The sequence below is a fragment of the Mycolicibacterium litorale genome, assembly GCF_010731695.1.
In the GTDB taxonomy this organism is placed as follows: Bacteria; Actinomycetota; Actinomycetes; order Mycobacteriales; family Mycobacteriaceae; genus Mycobacterium; species Mycobacterium litorale.
The window spans coordinates 5,167,082-5,183,656 of record NZ_AP022586.1; the positions used below are offsets into that span (position 1 = coordinate 5,167,082).

General features: G+C 67.7%; 15 protein-coding genes. 7 read left to right on the top strand and 8 right to left on the bottom strand.

Annotated elements, in window-relative coordinates; all coding sequences use genetic code 11:
- Positions 1 to 6 precede the first annotated feature (6 nt).
- Positions 7 to 906 carry an IclR family transcriptional regulator gene (locus G6N30_RS24805; protein WP_134056525.1) on the bottom strand — a complete coding sequence of 300 codons (900 nt, stop codon included), beginning with the start codon at positions 904 to 906 and terminating at the stop codon, positions 7 to 9.
- A gap of 84 nt (positions 907 to 990) precedes the next feature.
- On the opposite strand from G6N30_RS24805, the gene G6N30_RS24810 reads away from it, so the two are divergent.
- From G6N30_RS24810 to G6N30_RS24835, 6 genes are all read left to right on the top strand, one after another.
- Positions 991 to 2,118, top strand: coding sequence for a hypothetical protein (locus tag G6N30_RS24810; protein WP_134056523.1), 1,128 nt, complete (start codon positions 991 to 993; stop codon positions 2,116 to 2,118).
- Positions 2,119 to 2,126: 8 nt separating this feature from the next.
- Positions 2,127 to 2,912 carry an SDR family oxidoreductase gene (locus tag G6N30_RS24815; RefSeq protein ID WP_134057506.1) on the top strand — a complete coding sequence of 262 codons (786 nt, stop codon included), beginning with the start codon at positions 2,127 to 2,129 and terminating at the stop codon, positions 2,910 to 2,912.
- On the top strand, positions 2,909 to 4,051 hold the full coding sequence (locus tag G6N30_RS24820) for a sulfotransferase family protein (protein ID WP_134056521.1): 1,143 nt from the start codon (positions 2,909 to 2,911) through the stop codon (positions 4,049 to 4,051). The genes G6N30_RS24815 and G6N30_RS24820 overlap by 4 nt, the downstream gene beginning before the upstream one ends.
- Before the next feature lie 650 nt (positions 4,052 to 4,701).
- Positions 4,702 to 6,009, top strand: coding sequence for a nucleotide sugar dehydrogenase (locus G6N30_RS24825; RefSeq protein WP_134056519.1), 1,308 nt, complete (start codon positions 4,702 to 4,704; stop codon positions 6,007 to 6,009).
- A complete protein-coding gene (locus tag G6N30_RS24830) occupies positions 6,006 to 7,499 on the top strand; it encodes a glycosyltransferase family 2 protein (RefSeq protein ID WP_234880218.1) in 1,494 nt (497 codons plus the stop codon). Before G6N30_RS24825 ends, G6N30_RS24830 begins: the two co-directional genes overlap by 4 nt.
- Positions 7,500 to 7,590: 91 nt before the next feature.
- Complete coding sequence (locus tag G6N30_RS24835) at positions 7,591 to 9,204, top strand: polysaccharide deacetylase family protein (protein ID WP_234880217.1); 1,614 nt, start codon at positions 7,591 to 7,593, stop codon at positions 9,202 to 9,204.
- Positions 9,205 to 9,211: 7 nt separating this feature from the next.
- On the opposite strand, the gene G6N30_RS24840 is transcribed toward G6N30_RS24835, so the two are convergent.
- The 4 genes from G6N30_RS24840 to G6N30_RS24855 form a co-directional block, all read right to left on the bottom strand.
- Positions 9,212 to 9,871 carry a hypothetical protein gene (locus G6N30_RS24840; RefSeq protein WP_234880216.1) on the bottom strand — a complete coding sequence of 220 codons (660 nt, stop codon included), beginning with the start codon at positions 9,869 to 9,871 and terminating at the stop codon, positions 9,212 to 9,214.
- 43 nt (positions 9,872 to 9,914) lie between these two features.
- Entirely contained in the window at positions 9,915 to 10,379 is a 465-nt protein-coding gene (locus G6N30_RS24845; protein WP_134056517.1) for a hypothetical protein, read from the bottom strand.
- Complete coding sequence (locus G6N30_RS24850) at positions 10,376 to 11,533, bottom strand: 3-ketosteroid-9-alpha-monooxygenase, oxygenase component (protein ID WP_134056515.1); 1,158 nt, start codon at positions 11,531 to 11,533, stop codon at positions 10,376 to 10,378. The genes G6N30_RS24845 and G6N30_RS24850 overlap by 4 nt, the downstream gene beginning before the upstream one ends.
- A 132-nt stretch (positions 11,534 to 11,665) precedes the next feature.
- Positions 11,666 to 12,190 carry a hypothetical protein gene (locus G6N30_RS24855; RefSeq protein WP_234880215.1) on the bottom strand — a complete coding sequence of 175 codons (525 nt, stop codon included), beginning with the start codon at positions 12,188 to 12,190 and terminating at the stop codon, positions 11,666 to 11,668.
- Positions 12,191 to 12,395: 205 nt separating this feature from the next.
- On the opposite strand from G6N30_RS24855, the gene G6N30_RS24860 reads away from it, so the two are divergent.
- A complete protein-coding gene (locus tag G6N30_RS24860) occupies positions 12,396 to 13,376 on the top strand; it encodes an MOSC domain-containing protein (protein ID WP_179965523.1) in 981 nt (326 codons plus the stop codon).
- A gap of 25 nt (positions 13,377 to 13,401) precedes the next feature.
- Here G6N30_RS24860 and G6N30_RS24865 read toward each other — a convergent pair whose 3' ends face one another.
- The 3 genes from G6N30_RS24865 to G6N30_RS24875 are packed head-to-tail and all read right to left on the bottom strand — an operon-like array spanning position 13,402 to position 16,566.
- Positions 13,402 to 14,283, bottom strand: coding sequence for a TIGR03619 family F420-dependent LLM class oxidoreductase (locus G6N30_RS24865; protein WP_134056513.1), 882 nt, complete (start codon positions 14,281 to 14,283; stop codon positions 13,402 to 13,404).
- 2 nt (positions 14,284 to 14,285) lie between these two features.
- A complete protein-coding gene (locus tag G6N30_RS24870; RefSeq protein ID WP_134056511.1) occupies positions 14,286 to 15,467 on the bottom strand; it encodes a thiolase family protein in 1,182 nt (393 codons plus the stop codon).
- 28 nt (positions 15,468 to 15,495) lie between these two features.
- Positions 15,496 to 16,566: a thiolase family protein gene (locus tag G6N30_RS24875; RefSeq protein WP_134056509.1), complete on the bottom strand. Its 1,071-nt coding sequence runs from the start codon at positions 16,564 to 16,566 to the stop codon at positions 15,496 to 15,498.
- Between the last annotated feature and the right edge of the window lie 9 nt (positions 16,567 to 16,575).

A 16,575-nucleotide genomic window follows, 5' to 3' on the forward strand; every position in this document is an offset into this window, starting at 1 on the left:
TCGGTGTCAGGACGGTTTCGCGCCGCCGAGTTGTCGCGTCACCGCATCGGCGGTGGCGACCATCGCGCGGGCCCGCTCGGTGATCTCGTTGTCGGTCAACGACGTTCCGATGTGCATCGACGCGACCATCACCTGACGCTGATAGTGGTCGTACACGGGTGCGGAGATGACGTTGATGTCGTGCCGCCTGCGGCCGGTCGAGTTCTCACTGCGCAGATAGACACGTTCCCCGATGTCGGACACCAACTCTCCGAGCAGAGCGCGCAGTTCGTCGGGCAGGTTGGTCGACATGCCCGCCATCAGCGAGTAGAGCCGGCGGCCGCCCGGGGTGAGCCGCTCGACCAGGTATCCGTCCGCGCGGCACTGGGCGATCATGCGGTTGAGCCGGTCGGTGTCGGTGCGCAGCGGCAGGGTCGGCTCCTTGGCCAGCCAGGCGCGGGTGGCCTCGTCGTCCCACAGCACGAACATGAGCCCGACGGGCGGCGCGAACGGATAGCTCTGGCCCACCTCGACGCCGGGCCGGGCGCCGGCCGGGGCGACGAGGTCCAGCAGCGTGATGCGGTCGTCGATCACCCCCGACAGCGCCACGGTCACGTCGAACCGCGTCGACAGCCTGCGTAGCTCCTCACGCGCCGCCGGGCTGACCCGCAGCGATTCCTGGGCTTTGTGGCCCAGCGTGATCAGCGACGGGCCCAGCCGGTAGGTCTTGTCGACGTCGCGCACCAGATAACCGGCCTCGGCGAGCGCGGTGACGATGCCGAGGCACGTCGGCTTGCTCAGCCCGACGCGGCGGGCGAGGTCGGAGACGCCGAAGCGCTGGTCGGGGCGGCCGGCCAGGAAGTCGAGTATCCGCACGACGCGCTCCGTGGGCGGCGACGTCCGGCCGGTCGAGTCGGGGCTGACCATGGCGGGAGGCTACCTTCCGGTCCATATATGGAACAAGGCGGTCAGCATGTTGACTACTGCTAGAACGCGTTCTAGTTTCGAGCCGTGTTCTCCACACCGCTGGCCGAGGCGATCGCCGAAGCCGAACGACTCGTCACCGAAGCACCGTTCATCGAATCCGAGGCCGACCTCCTCGAGGGTCTGCAGTATCTGGCCGGCTGCGTCGCGGCGTGTACGCACCTGGCGTTCGACTACGACCGCGACCATCCGTTCATGCAATCCGGCACCGGGCCTTTCACCAAGATGGGCCTGGACAACCCGGACGCGCTGTACTTCGGCACCCGGGTGCAGCCCGGGCGCGAGTACGTGGTCACCGGCAAGCGCGGCACCACCACCGATCTGGCGTTCCAGATGCTCGGGGGCGAGTACACCGACGACAACGTCCCACCGAGCCAGGCGGCGTTCGACGATCGCGAACTCGACATCGCCGAAGACGGGACGTACGAGTGGCGCGTGACGCCGAGCAGCCCGTCGCAGCTGGTGGTGCGGGAGGTCTACAACGACTGGTCGGCGCAGCGCGGCCACATCGCGATCGCGCGGACCGACACCGCGGGCACGGCGCCGCCGCCGCTGACCAGGGAGCTGATCGAGAAGCGGTACTCGGTCGCGGGTAAGCAGCTGGTGCAGCGGGTCAAGACGTGGCTGCAGTTCCCGCAGTGGTTCTACGACACGCTGCCGGTGAACACCATGGTCGCTCCGCGGCTCACCCCCGGTGGGCTGGCCACCCAGTACTCCTCGGTGGGTCACTTCGACCTGGCGCCCGACCAGGCGATGATCATCACGGTGCCGGTCAGCGACGCGCCGTACATGGGTTTCCAGCTCGGCAGCCTCTGGTACATCTCGCTGGACTACATCAACCACCAGACGTCGCTGAACGGCACCCAGGCGCAGGCGGATCCCGACGGCAAGATCCGCATCGTCGTGTCCGACGCCAACCCCGGTGTCACGAACTGGTGCGAAACGCTCGGCCACCGCAAGGGTTATCTGCAGTTCCGCTGGCAGCGGCTGTCGCGTGAGTTGACCGAGGCCGACGGTCCGACCGTCGAGGTCGTCGACGTCGACAAGGTGGCGGAAGCCCTGCCGCACCATGACACGAACAAGATCTCCGACGAGGATTGGCGCGCCCGCATAGCGTTGCGCCAGCAGCAGATCCAGAACCGGATGGTGGGCTGATGAGCGCGATGCGCAACGGCTTGCTGGAGAACAAGGTCGTCGTCATCAGCGGCGTCGGGCCCGCGCTGGGCACCACGCTCGCACGACGGTGTGCGGAAGCCGGCGCCGATCTGGTGCTCGCGGCGCGGACCGTCGAGCGGCTCGAGGACGTCGCCAAGCAGATCACGGACCTCGGCAGGCGCGCGGTGGCCATCGGCACCGACATCACCGACGATGCGCAGGTGACGAATCTGGTCGAGCGCTCGCTGGAGGCCTACGGCAAGGTCGACGTACTCATCAACAACGCGTTCCGCGTCCCGTCGATGAAACCGTTGGCGAACACCACGTTCGAGCACATCCGCGAGGCGATCGAGTTGACCGTGCTCGGCGCGCTGCGGCTCACCCAGGGCTTCACGCCGGCGCTGGCCGGCTCAGGCGGTTCGGTGGTCAACGTGAACTCGATGGTGATCCGGCACTCGCAGGCCAAGTACGGTGCCTACAAGATGGCCAAGTCCGCGCTGCTGGCGATGTCCCAGTCGCTGGCCACCGAACTCGGCGAGCAGGGCATCCGGGTGAATTCCGTTGCCCCCGGATACATCTGGGGTGACACGTTGAAGAGTTACTTCAACCACCAGGCCGGCAAGTACGGCACCACCGTCGACGAGATCTACAAGGCGACCGCGGCGGCCTCCGACCTCAAACGGTTACCCACCGAGGACGAAGTGGCCTCGGCGATCCTGTTCATGGCCAGCGACCTGTCCAGCGGGATCACCGGGCAGACGCTCGACGTCAACTGCGGGGAGTACAAGGCGTGACGCGCACCAACGTCGGCACCGTCGAGGATCTGCACGCATCGGCGACCAAGGCGTGCGGGCTCGACGACTTCGGCACCGACGACGACAACTATCGCGAGGCGCTCGGGGTGCTGCTCGACTCGTACGCCCGAGACGCCGATCTCACCGAGGTCGGCAGCAAGATGTCGCGCTTCTTCCTGCGCAATGCCCTGGTCGCCCGGCTGCTGTCCGAGGCGGCGTGGAAGCAGCATCCCGAACACGCCGACGTCACGATCGAACGGCCGATCTTCGTCACCGGTCTGCCTCGCACCGGCACCACGGCCCTGCACCGGCTGTTGACCGCCGACCCCGCACATCAGGGCCTCGAGTTGTGGTTGGCCGAATTCCCGCAGCCGCGCCCCCCGCGCGAAACCTGGTCACAGAACCCGGTATTCGTCGAACTCGACTCCCGGTTCCAGAAGGCCCACGAAGAGAACCCCGACTACACCGGTCTGCACTACATGACCGCCGACGAGGTCGAGGAGTGCTGGCAGCTGCTGCGGCAGTCACTGCATTCGGTGTCCTACGAGACGCTCGCCCACCTGCCCACGTACTCACAGTGGCTGGCCCGGCAGGACTGGACCAAGCCGTATGAGCGCCACCGGCGCAACCTGCAGCTGATCGGTCTCAACGACGCCGAGAAGCGTTGGGTGCTCAAGAATCCCAGTCATCTGTTCGCGCTGGACGCGCTGTTCGCCACCTATCCCGACGCATTGGTGATCCAGTGCCACCGGCCGGCGGAGACCATCATGGCGTCGATGTGCTCGCTGGCCCAGCACACCACCGCGGGGTGGTCGAACACATTCGTGGGCGCGCAGATCGGTGAGGACTCGATGGAGACCTGGTCGCGTGGGCTGGAACGCTTCACCGCCGAACGGGCCAAGCAGGATCCAGCCCAGTTCTACGACATGGACTACTTCGCGTTCATCGACGATCCGGTCGCCGAGGTCGAGCGGATCTACCGGCACTTCGGGCTGCCGTACACCGACGCCGCACGCGAGGCGATGGAGACCAGCCACGCGGAGAGTCAGAAGGGCCCGCGGGCACCGAAGCACACGTACTCGCTGGCCGATTACGGGCTGACCGCCGAACAGGTCAAGGAGCGCTTCGCGGGTCTGTGATGCGCACGTAGTGCATGGTCGCGGGTGAGCCACCCGCACAAGGGACGCGGGCGATGCCCGCGTCCCTTTTCGTCGTCTGGATGCGCTCGGGGCTATCCAGGCGACGAGGGGGCGCACCTACCCACGTCGACGCTCCATGCCCGTCCAAGTGGTGTGCATCACGTTGCGCGCAGTGCGATGGCAAAAATTGACGTGTTTGCAACTGATGGCGCTGATCAGGCATTTGCAAGCGCTACTACGTTGCTGAAACAGCTTTTCTATGTTCGTAAAAGTTCCAATTGATAAGAATCTGCTGAGTGGCGCTATGGTTGATGCCGGTCATAAGCGCAGGTAAACCGGGCTATCGTCCGGTTCGCGCATGGTGTGTGTCCGCAGGGAGGCGCCGCCTTGCCGACATCTCTTAGGACCCCTTGAGGAATTGCTTGACCGTGCCATCAGCGGGTGGTAGCGTCCGTCACGCGTCGCAATCCACTGGTTTCAGGAAAGTGGCGAAGATGTGCTCACCTGAAGATCAGGTCGAGCCGGGTCAGGGGTTTCAAGGGGTCGCGGTGCACTCGAACGAGGTGTGTGCGCATAGGCCTCATCACTCCGCTGCCGGCTGTGACTCGACGAGGTTGTTGCCTACCGTTCACGGCTTCCGAAGGATGAATATGCCGATTACCTACGAACTTCCCGCCCTCGACGCCGTCACCGACACCGCGCAGCCCCTACAACGCGTGGGGATCGTCGGACTGGGCTATGTCGGGCTGCCCACCGCGCTGGCGATCGCCGAATCCGGTGTTCCCGTACTGGGGTGCGACATCAGCGAAGCGCGCATCGCCGCGATCAAGTCCCGGCAGGTCGATCTGCTGCACGACAAGCTGGTGAGCCTCGATCGGCTACTCGAGTCCGACCTGCTCGACTTCACCACCGAACTCACCGGGCTGTCCGCGGTGGACACCGTGCTCATCTGCGTTCCGACACCGGTCGACAGCCACCTCGTCCCCGATCTGACCGCCCTGCGCGCCGCGTGCGCCACCGTCGTCGACGCCGCCCGTCCAGGTCAGGCCATCGTGCTGACGTCCACCACGTATGTCGGCTGCACCCGCGAACTGCTCGTCGAACCGCTGGGGCGACGCGGACTGGTCGCCGGCCGCGACGTTTTCGTGGCGTTCAGTCCGGAGCGGATCGATCCCGGCTCTCCCGCACATCTTCCCGAGCAGACGCCTCGCGTCGTCGGCGGCGTCACCCAAGCCTGCGCCACCCGCGCCACGCAGACCCTGATCAGGTCAGCCGCCTCCGTCCATCAAGTGTCCTCGCCCGAGGCCGCCGAGCTGACCAAGCTGCTCGAGAACACCTTCCGCGCGGTGAACATCGCGCTGGCCAACGAATTCTCCGATGTGGCCAACAATTTCGAGGTCGACGTCATGGAGGTGATCTCGGCCGCGGCGACCAAGCCGTACGGGTTCATGCCGTTCCGGCCGGGACCCGGTGTCGGCGGGCACTGCATCCCCTGCGATCCGCACTATCTGCTCTGGCAGCTCAAGGCCACCAAGCTGCCGTCACCGGTGACCGAGGCGGCGATGGCGTCCATCGCCTCACGTCCCCAGGCCGTGGTGAACCGGGCGCAGGAACTGTTGGCCGACAGCGGCCGTCCGCTCGCCGGCTCACGCATCCTCGTCGTCGGGGTCGCTTACAAGCCCGCGGTGGCCGATGTGCGCGAGTCGCCGGCCCTGCACATCATCGAGGAACTGCACCGCCGTGGAGCCGAGGTCGCCTTCACCGACGCCATGGTGGACAGCGTGTGGACGTCCTCGGGACAGCTTGTGCGCGAGAATGATCCGGCCCAGCAGGACTGGGACCTCGTCATCGCGCATACGCTGCACCCCACGGCCGATCACGCCTGGCTCGCGACCGTCCCGCTACTCCTCGACGCCGCCTACGGGCTCCCGGAACTGCCGCAGCGGAGGGTGCTTTGAGCACGATCGCTCCGGAATCAGTTTCTGTAGCAGGCCTTTCCGAACAGCGGGTACCCCGCACCATCGCATTCGCCCAGTGGGTCGACGCCCAACCTGCCGATGTCCGCCACGGTCTGCGGCGGGTGCTGGTCCTCACGGCGCTCATGCCCTTGATCGTGCTGCTCGCGGTCCAGGCGCCGCTGCTGCCGGAAGGCACACTGCTGCTGGGCTATGGGATGCTGGTCCTGACCGCGACAGTCTCGATGATGTACCTCGGGTTCGCGCGCTACGAGGACCCCAGCGTCCACCCGATCAAGTCCGGCAGCCGGGCACGTCTGTTCCGGGGCGCGACGGACGACCACGACTTTCCCGCGCTGCCCGCCCTGCCGACCGTGAGTCTGCTGGTCGCGGTCCGCGACGAGCTGGACGGGATCGAGCAGTGTGTGCGCACCATGGTCGGGTCGCGCTACCCGAACCTGGAAGTCATCGTCATCGACGACGCGTCGACCGACGGGACACCCGACGTGCTTCGCCGCCTGGCCGCCGAACTGGATGTCACGGTCATCTTCAAAGAGGTCAACGGCGGCAAGAAGCACGCCCTGACCGACGGCGTGCGGATCGCCTCGGGAGACATCTTGGCCTTCACCGATTCCGACTGCATCCTGGACCCCGACGCCTTGGCGCGCTGCGTGCGCGCACTGGTCACCAACCCCCAGCTCGGCGCGGTGAGCGGTCACGCCCGTGCCCTCAACGCCGAGGACACCGTGCTGACCCGCGCGCAGGACACCTGGTACGACGGCCAGTTCCGGGTGGCCAAAGCCGCAGAGGCGACGTTCGGCAGCGTGACATGTGTGTCGGGGCCGCTGGCCGTGTTCCGCCGCGACGCCATCGTGAACTACCTGCCGGCGTGGGCCAACGACACGTTCCTCGGCCGCGAATTCCGCTTCGCCACCGACCGGCAACTCACCGGCTACGTACTCGGTCAGGTGTGGAAAGGCCGCGACCTCAAACGCCGGTACGCCGACGACCCGCTCGTCGCCGACCACGACTACGCCGAACGCCCGTGGCGCGTCGGGTATGTGCGGTCGGCCCGCGTGTGGACGACGGTGCCGGCACGCTTCCGCCCATTCCTCAAACAGCAGGTGCGGTGGAAGAAGAGCTTCATCCGGAACCTGTGCTTCACCGGTTCGTTCATGTGGCGGCGCGGATTCGGCGCCGCGGCCCTGTTCTACGGGCACGTGCTGTTCGTGGCGGTGGCGCCGTTGATGGCGGTCCGCCACCTGGTCTGGGCGCCCGCGCACGGTCTGTACTTCCTCACCCTGCTCTACCTGTGCGGCGTGCTGACGAAAGGGTTCGCCTGGGCCATGGCCTTCAAACTCTCGAACCCCGGCAACCCCCTCTGGCGATACCGGCTGCTGATGGCCGCGCTCGGATCCCTGTTGCTGTCGTGGCTGTTGCCGTACTCGCTGGCCACCATTCGCAAGGGCACGTGGGCGCGAGGTGCGCAATGATCCGCCGACTGAGAAACAGGCTCTTCGACCTGGTGTACGTCGGCGTGGGTGTCCTGATCTTCCTGGTCGTGCTGACGAACGGGACATTCTGGTGACGCTGCTCCGGCGGGTATCGCTGCGCGTGCTGTTCGCACTCCTCACGGCCGCGCTGATCGCCACCCCGTTCGGCGTGGCCTGGTATCTGCATGTGCTGGGACTGCAGGTGAGTGAACAGTTCTCGACACCGGCCGTCGTACTGGCGGCCGACGAGGACACCTTCGCGCGCGTCCTGCGCTCCGAATTGCCCGGTCGCACACCGCCGGTCGTACTCGCTTACCACGACGTGCGGCCGATCGAGCCCGACGACGAGGAGCCGCACTCCGGGGAGTATCCGCGTCACCACTTCGTCGTCACCCCCGAGGCTTTCGATGCGCAGCTCGCCGCGCTGCGCGCCGCCGGCTACACCTCGCTCACCTCCGATCAGTACGTCGACTACCTCGCCGGCGGTGTGGTGCCGGAGCGGTCGGTGCTGATCACCTTCGACGACGGCACACACGGTCTGTGGACACACGCGGACAAGATCCTCGAACGCCATCAGATGCACGCGGTGTCGTTCCTCATCACCGGCAACGTCGGCGCGAATCGCCCGTATTACCTGTCGTGGCAGGAGATCGAGCGGATGGCGCAGTCGGGCCGGTGGGATTTCCAGTCCCACACGCGAAAGATGCACGCACGCTTACCGGTCGACGCCGCCGGAGCGCTCGCCTCCGAGATGACGCACCGCCGCTGGCTTCCGGGGAAGAACCGGCTCGAGACCCTCGAGGAGTTCGAGACCAAGATCCGGAGAGATCTGCGCGGTTCGGTGCAGGACATCGTCGACCACGGGTTGCCGCGACCGACGTTGTTCGCCTTCCCGTTCTCCGAGGGGTTCAGCGACAACGCCGAATCGAGCGATCCGCGGGCCGCGGCCGTCGCGATGAGGGTCATCCATGAATTCTTCGTGGATGCCTTCAACAACGCTCCGCCGCAACCGCTGCCGGCCGGCGCCCGCGCGGCCGCCGTCGGGATGACCGGACGGATCGAGCTGACCCTGGACTCCACCGTCGACGACCTGCTCACCGCGGTGCGGGCGCACACCCCCGTCACGCCTGCGCAGGCGCCACCGTCGCGGCGCCCGGACCTGTGGACCGAGCTCAGTGACGACACGCCGGCAGCGGTCACCGCCGAGGGCGACCGGGTGCGGATGCGTGGCCCTGGGCGATGGTCGGGCATCGCGTACGGCCGTCAGGCCACGGCGGACTGGGCTTCCTACACCGCATCGGCCACCGTGCGCGGGTTGTCCGCCCGCGGAGTGGAGAACGCCGCGCTGATCGCCCGCGTCGGCACCGGCGAGGAGGTCTCGACCCAGGTGAGCGCGGACTACCTGCGGGTGTCGATCGGCCTCGGGGCGAAGCCGAGGGTGGTCGAGCAGCTGCCCCTGGCGCGCCGTGACGCGCACACGGTGGCAATGCGGGTGTCGCCGACCGCGATCGACATCGTCGTCGACGGCTCGGTCCGGGTGACGGTTCCGGCCGCCGGAGGCCCCGGCGCGTACGGCGGCATCGGACTGAGCAGCTCACGGATGACGGAGTCGGCGCCGTGGCCGGTCTTCACGAACCTATCGGTCACCGCGGGCCCGGAACTGCCGAATGTGCAAGCGGGAGTGGGTCGTCCGGTTCGTGGGTGAGCGGCCCTCAGTCGGCCTCTGTCACGCGTAGATCGTCGAAGCGCAGTTCGGCGTTGTCACCGCGGATCCCGACGCCGCCCGCGCGCAGCGGCGGGCACCCCACGCCGCTGTCGATCGCCGTCACGGTGTGACCGTCGCGGTCCGCTGAGATCATGACGGACCCGTCCGGCTGATCCCGCACCGCAACCGAGATCTGCTGCCGGCGACCGAACGGTATCGGTGCGTCCGGGACGACGGCGCTGAGGTCGAGGTAGCGGCCGCCGTTGGATTCGCCGCCCGCGCACTTCTTCTTGATGATCATCGTCGCATCCCGGCGGTCCACGCTGACCGCGTACAGCTGCCGCTCGGACTGGTAGCGCACCCAGATGTGCGCGCCGTCGAAATGCTGGGCGGGCGTCCGCGCGGTCGTGACCAACCGCTCGACGTCGAGCCGCAGCGATACGTCGATGTCGGTGAAATCGCGTCGTACCGAGACCATTCGGAACACCGCGGAGCCGGTGTCGCCCTCGCCGCGACCGTCATCGGGTATCCCGGTCCAACCTTCCCCGCGGTCGTGGAGCAGCGTGCCGCTGGTCACCACCCAGCTCGATGCGTCGTCGCCGGCGAACGAGTCCTCGAGCAGGGGCTGCTGCGACGCGCACCCCGTGGCGCACAGCAGCGTCACCACGCCGGCGATGCCGCCGAGTGCCGGCCACGCGTGCCGGATCGTGTCAGCCGTCGCCGGGGGAGGGGGCGGTGGAGCTCTCCTCCAGACACCCCTCGGCCACAGCGTGTTTGATGCTGTCGGCCAGTTTCGGGCAGGCCCGGGTACGGGCCGGCTGGCCGCCCGCCTCGCGGATCTCGGAGAAGTGCGCACAGCGCTGCGAGGCCTCCGAGTTCCACTGCACCGACGTGTGGCCGCGTCCGAGCTTCTTGACCATCACCGCGACATGGCAGAACCGGCAGTCCACCGACACCAGACCGGAGTTCAGGTAGCGCTCACGGTCCCGCCGGGTGGCCTCGCGAACCGCGACCGCCCGCGGATCGTCGTCGGGGAACGTCGGCGCCTTCGACCAGCTCTTGCGGCCACCGGTCGACGGCTCCGGGTGGTCGTCGTCGTCATGGGCGCCGTGCAGCAGGAGCATCGACCGGGCCAACCGGTCGACCTCGGCCTCCTGCTCCTCCGGTGAGGTCATGACGTCGGCTGTTCGGCTTTCTCGGCCTCGCGCCGCTTGAGGTTCTCTTCGACCTCGCTGTTCCAGTACTCGTTGGCCGCGGTGGTGTCGACCTCGATCTCGAAGCGGTCGGTCATCTCCGGCGTCACATCGGCGGCGTCGACGTAGAACTGCTGATACCACCGGCGGAGCTGGTAGACCGCCCCGTCCTCTTCGACCAGCAGCGGATTGTCGATGCGGGTCTTGTGCTTCCAGATCTCCACGTCCTGCAGGAAGCCCTTGCTGACGCCGTCGGTGAACGTCCGCGACAGCTTGTCGGTCATCTTCTCGTCCATGCCCTTGGGCTTCTCGACGATGACTCCCCACTGCAGCACGAACGAATCCTGCGTGACCGGGTAGTGGCAGTTGATGAGGATCGACTCGGCCTTGTAGCCGCCGTAGTTGTTGTGCAGCCAGTTGATCATGAACGACGGGCCGAAGTACGACGCCTCGGAGTCGAGGTGGGCCTCCCCGTAGGTGGTGCCCATGTCGTTGACGTCGGGGCGGCCCACGTTGTGCAGGTACTGGCTGGCGATGTGCCCCTCGAACACGTTCTTGAAGTACGTCGGCAGCCCGAAGTGGATGTAGAAGAAGTGCGCCATGTCCGTGACGTTGTCGATGATCTCGCGGCAGTTGGCGCCCTCGATGAGGATCGAGTTCCACCGCCAGTCGGTCCACTCGTCGCTGGCGAACTCCGGGATTTCCGGGATGCGCACCTCCGGCGGCGGCGGGTTGCCCTCGTGGTCGTGCCAGACGAACAACAGACCGCTACGCACGTCGGTGGTCCAGGCGCGGGTTCGGGCCAGCCGCGGGGTCCGCTTGGCGTAGGGCACGAGCTTGCACTTCCCGTCGCCGCCCCAGCGCCAGTCGTGGAACGGGCAGGCCACCTCGTCGCCCTTGACGGTGCCCTGGGACAGATCCCCGCCCATGTGCCGGCAGTAGCCGTCGAGGATCTTGACGTCGCCCTTGGAATCGGCGAACACGACCAGCTTGGTGCCGAAAGCCTCCACCGAGTGCGGTTTGCCGTCGACGTAGTCCTTGACCGGTCCGAGGCAGTGCCATCCCCTGGCGTAGCGGTCAGGCAGCGTTCCGGTGTCGATTTCGCGGATGCCGCTGTGGGCGGTGTCGGTGGTCACCTGTCGCCTCCAAAGTCCTGGCCTCGAGATCCGGCCCTCTAACTAGAACACGTTACAGTTTGCTCCGCTGCTCTCGCAATAATTCGCGCGTGACCTGCCGCATACCCGTCCGGCCGACATCCTGAACGGCCGTCATCTCCGCGGCGCCAGCCCCGTCCGAAGTGCGATCTGCTGCATCTTCCCGACCGCGATGACGTACTCGTCGGTGGTCGCGTCGCCGGGTGCGCTCTCGAACTGCAGCCTGACCAGCGCCGGGCCGTGAGTGAACAGCAGCAGGGTGGCGGCCTTCGTGCCATCGGCGGACATACCGACGACCATCGTGCCGTCGGTGCCGACCGGCGCCGGACGCGGAACACCGCCGACGACGACCTTGCCCACCTCGGACAGCGCCTGTCGCAGGGTGCTGGTCGCGGTCGGCGCGTCGGGGTAGATCGCGATGGTGTCCGAGACCGCGCGGGTGTCCTCGGCGTTCACGAACAGCACGCTGGCACCCGGCAAGCCGCCGGGATTCAGCGTCGTCGACCGCATGGAGAAGACGTCCTCGTCGTCGCTGATGTCGGCAGCCGCCAGGAGCAGGTGGCTGTAGTCGGCGTCGTCGCTTCCGGATTCGGTCCGCGCGGTGGTCGGAGCGGCCGTCAGCGGTGGGGCAGTGGACACCGGCTGGCCGGCTCCGGGCGGCGCCGAGGGCTTCGCATCCGAGCAGCACCGCGCACGTCGACGCCACGAGCACGGCGGCGGACGACGACCTCATTGCTGTGTGACAGCGGCGTTTGTGCACTTCGTGACCCCCTGGTCGCGCATACCCGCCCGTGGTGGCCGGGAATCGTCGATTGCGGCAGGGCCGCGGCCGTACGGTAGGACGATGCGAGTCGGTCAGGTGGCGGCGCTGTGGCGATATCCCGTCAAGTCACTCGGTGGCGAGGCACTCGAGCAGCTGGAGTTCGGTCCGCGTGGGGTGCACGGCGACCGGCTGTGGGCGGTGCGTGACGTCGAGCGCGACATCACCGCCACCGCGCGCCGGCTGCCGGTGTTGCTGACCGCCACGGCGCGATACTGCGCGCCGATCGCGGCCGATGCCGGTCCGGGAAACGCGCCGGACGTCGAGATCACCTTCCCGGACGGCACCGTGCTGCGCTCGGACGATCCCGCGGTGCACGCCAAACTGTCCGAACTCGCCGGCCGCGAGATGCGGCTGACCGCGCTGCCGCCCGCGTCCGACACCAGCCTGCACCGGCTGCGCCCGACGGACCCCGCCAACTCGCCGATCGCGTCATTGCGCTCGGATTTCGGGATCGCCGACGGGCAGAAGCTGCCCGATCTGTCGATGATGCGGATCTCGGACCTGACGCTGCTCGCACGGTACTCGACACCGCCGGGGATGTTCGTCGACCTGGCGCCGGTCCACGTGATGAGCACCGCCAGCCTGGCGACCATCGGCGCCGAGCTGGGCGAGGCCGCGCTCGACGTTCGCCGCTTCCGCCCCAACGTGCTGCTCGACGTGGACGACCCGGGCGACGGACTCCCCGAGTCGCACTGGACGGGCGGGCACCTCACGCTCGGCGGGGTGGTGCTCGAGGTGACCATGCCGACCATCCGCTGTGTGATCCCGAGCCGAGCTCAGGCCGGCCTCGAGGTCGACCGCAGGATCACCAGGGCGGTCGCCGAGCGGGCGGATCGATGTCTGGGCAGCTACTGCTGGGTCGACTCCGGCGGTGCGGTGAATGTCGGCGACGAGGTGGCGTTGACACCGCACCGGCACAGCGTGCTCGCCGACGCCGCCAGACGCGGCAAGCGCATGGTGTTCGGACTCGCCACCGCGGTGGTGGACCGGGTGACGCGCTAGGGGCTCGTCTCGGCCCAGGCCGAAGCTACGTCTGCTGCCACCCCGAATGGATGTAGGTGTCGGCGAACCGCTTCATCGAATCTTTCTTCTTGTCCAGCGGGGCGTCGAAACTCAGCCCGTCGAACATCCACGGGATCACGATGTTGTCGGTGACCCCGGCGTCGGCGAGTTCGCGGTGACCGTCGACGCCGAACTTGTCGATGCACACCGCCTGGTACTCGAACGGCTCACGGTCGCGACCGAATTCGGCGCGCAGCGCGTTGAGCTTGCCGATCGTCTCGGCCAACTGCGCACCGGTCATCATCGCGCTGGTCCAGCCGTCACCCACCCGCGCCGCACGTCTGAGCGCGACGTCGGTGTGGCCGCCGACATAGAACGGCACCGGCTCCGACGGGGCCGGGCTCATCTGCAGCCGGTCGAAGTCGAAGAACTCGCCGTGAAACTCGACCATGCCGCCGGCCAGCACGAGCCGGATGACCTCGATCATCTCGTCGACCCGTTTGCCGCGCCGCGCGAATGGTACCCCGCACCACTCGAATTCCTCCGGCGCCCAGCCGATCCCGACACCGAACCCGAACCGGTTGCGGGTCAGGTTCGCGACCGAGCCGACCTGGCGGGCCAGCAGCAGCGGGTTGCGCGAGCCCAGCTTCATCACGTTGGTGTAGAACCGCAGCGTCGAGGTGACCGCACCCATCGCCGCGGCGGCGATCAGCGGATCCACCCACGGCGTGTCGGCGTTCCACATCCGCGAACCGTCGGGGGTGTACGGATAGTCGGCGGCCTGCTTCTCCATGTAGAACAGCGAATCCGGCAGCGCGATCGCGTCGAAGCCGACTTCTTCTGCGGTCCTGGCGATCTCGACCAACTCATCGACAGGGCCCATCGCGATGCTGACCGTGTACTTCATGGTCACTGTTCGTCGGCGGCTTTGTCGCTGGCCACGACCCACATCGAGTAGTACTGGGAACCACCGCCGTACGCGTGGCCGAGCGCCTTGCGTGCGCCCTCGACCTGGTGCTCACCGGCCTTGCCCATGACCTGGATCGCGGCCTCGGCGAAGCGGATCATGCCGGAGGCGCCGATCGGATTCGACGACAGCACACCGCCGGACGGGTTGACCGGCAACCGGCCGCCGATCGCCGTCTCGCCGGCCTCGGTCAGCTTCCACCCCTCGCCCTCGGCGGCGAAGCCGAGGTTCTCCAGCCACATCGGTTCGAACCAGGAGAACGGGACGTAGATCTCGGCGACGTCGATCTCGTCGATCGGGCTCTTGATCCCTGCCGCGGCCCACAGCGCCTTGGCCGCGTCTCGGCCCGCCTGCGGGTTCACCTGGTCGCGACCGGCGTAGGCGAGCGGTTCGGTGCGCAGCGCCGTGGCGTGGATCCACGCCACCGGGTGTCCCTCGGCCACCCGGGAATCCGCGGTCTCCTCGTCGCCGATCACCAGCGCACAGGCGCCGTCGGACGACGGGCACGTCTCGTCGAAGCGGATCGGGTCCCACAGCATCTGCGAGCCCAGCACCTTCTCCAGCGTGATGTCGGGCTGATGCAGGTGGGCCAGCGGGTTCTTCGCGCCGTTGAGCCGGTCCTTGACCGCCACCATGGCGCCGATGTGCGTCGGGGCGCCCGACCGGCGGATGTAGGCCCGCACGTGCGGTGCGAAGTAGCCGCCGGCGCCGGCGCCGACCGGCTTGGTGAACGGCACCGGGATGCTCAACGCCCACATGGCGTTCGACTCCGACTGCTTCTCCCACGCCATCGCCAGCACCCGGCGGTACTTGCCGGACTGCACCAGGCTGGCGGCCACCACCGCGGTCGAGCCACCCACCGATCCGGCGGTGTGCACCCGGATCATCGGCTTGTTGGTGGCGCCGACGGCGTCGGTGAGGAACAGCTCGGGCATCATGACGCCCTCGAAGAAGTCCGGCGCCTTGCCGAGCACCACCGCGTCGATGTCGTCCATCGTGAGGCCGGAATCGGCCAGCGCCCTGTCGATGGCCTCGCGCACCAGGCCGTTCATCGACACGTCCTGACGCTTGGCGACGTACTTCGTCTGGCCGGTGCCCAGCACCGCTGCCTTGTTCTTCGCCATCATCTTCTCCTCTTCGCGCGAGCGCTCATCAGCCGTTCTTGCCGTCCCGTCCCTCGAGGACCGCGACCAGGTTCTGTTGCAGCGCAGGGCCGCTCGTGGCGTGGGCGAGTACCCGCTGTGCCGAGCCGTCGAAGATGTGGCGGGCGGCGAAGCCGATGCGCTCGAGGCCCGCGGAGAACATCGGATTGGCGGCCAGCGTGCCGCCGGACGGGTTGATCGTCGTCGAATCCGACAGCCCGATCGCCTCTTTGAGGATGAGGTGCTGGTGAGTGAACGGCGCGTAGATCTCGGCCACGTCGATGGAACCGGTGTCGCCGCCGGTGGCGGCCTGCGCGGACACGGCGGTCGACGGTGAGGTGGTCAGATCGCGGGCGCCCAGGATCGGGGTCTCGATGCGGTGCTCGAAACCCGTGATCCAGGCGGGGTTCTCGCGCATCTCGCGGGCCCGGTCGCCGGCGGCCAGCACGATCGCCGATGCACCGTCGGTGATGGGAGCGATGTCGTGACGGCGCAGGGGTTCGGCGAAGTACGGCCGCTCGAGGAGTTCGTCGATGCTCGTGGCCGGCTTCTCCGAATCCGTCCGCCCGCTGACGGCGAAGGAGTCCAGCGCGACCTGCGCCATCTGCTCGGCGGTCCACTTGCCGGCATCCAGGCCCAGCCTGGCCTGCAGGCCCGCGATCGACACCGAATCCGGCCACAGCGGCGCGACGGTGTAGGGGTCGGTCTGCAGAGCCAGCACCCGGCGCAGTGTGCCGGCGCTGGACTTGCCGAAGCCGTACACCAGCGCGGTCTCCACCTCGCCGGTGAGGATCTTGATGTAAGCCTCGTACAGCGCCCACGCGGCGTCCATCTCGACGTGCGATTCGTTGATCGGCGGGACAGCACCGATCGAGTCGATCGCCGAGATGAACGAGAATGCTCGTCCAGCAAGGTAATCCGAGGATCCCGAGCACCAGAAGCCGATGTCGGCCTTGCTGATGCCGAGGTCTTCGTACAGTTCGGCGAAACACGGCATCAACATCTCGACGCCATTGGTGGTGCCCTCGGTGCGGCGCACGTGCGGTGCGTGCGCGAAGCCCACCACTGCGATCTCTGTCATCTGGGGGTG

Excerpts from the sequence above, each read along its gene's own strand:
- G6N30_RS24865 (WP_134056513.1), bottom strand. The coding sequence starts at position 14,283 with ATGAAGTACACGGTCAGCATCGCGATGGGCCCTGTCGATGAGTTGGTC.
- G6N30_RS24870 (WP_134056511.1), bottom strand. The coding sequence starts at position 15,467 with ATGGCGAAGAACAAGGCAGCGGTGCTGGGCACCGGCCAGACGAAGTAC.
- G6N30_RS24805 (WP_134056525.1), bottom strand. The coding sequence starts at position 906 with ATGGTCAGCCCCGACTCGACCGGCCGGACGTCGCCGCCCACGGAGCGC.
- G6N30_RS24875 (WP_134056509.1), bottom strand. The coding sequence starts at position 16,566 with ATGACAGAGATCGCAGTGGTGGGCTTCGCGCACGCACCGCACGTGCGC.
- G6N30_RS24845 (WP_134056517.1), bottom strand. The coding sequence starts at position 10,379 with ATGACCTCACCGGAGGAGCAGGAGGCCGAGGTCGACCGGTTGGCCCGG.
- G6N30_RS24825 (WP_134056519.1), top strand. The coding sequence starts at position 4,702 with ATGCCGATTACCTACGAACTTCCCGCCCTCGACGCCGTCACCGACACC.
- G6N30_RS24860 (WP_179965523.1), top strand. The coding sequence starts at position 12,396 with ATGCGAGTCGGTCAGGTGGCGGCGCTGTGGCGATATCCCGTCAAGTCA.
- G6N30_RS24815 (WP_134057506.1), top strand. The coding sequence starts at position 2,127 with ATGCGCAACGGCTTGCTGGAGAACAAGGTCGTCGTCATCAGCGGCGTC.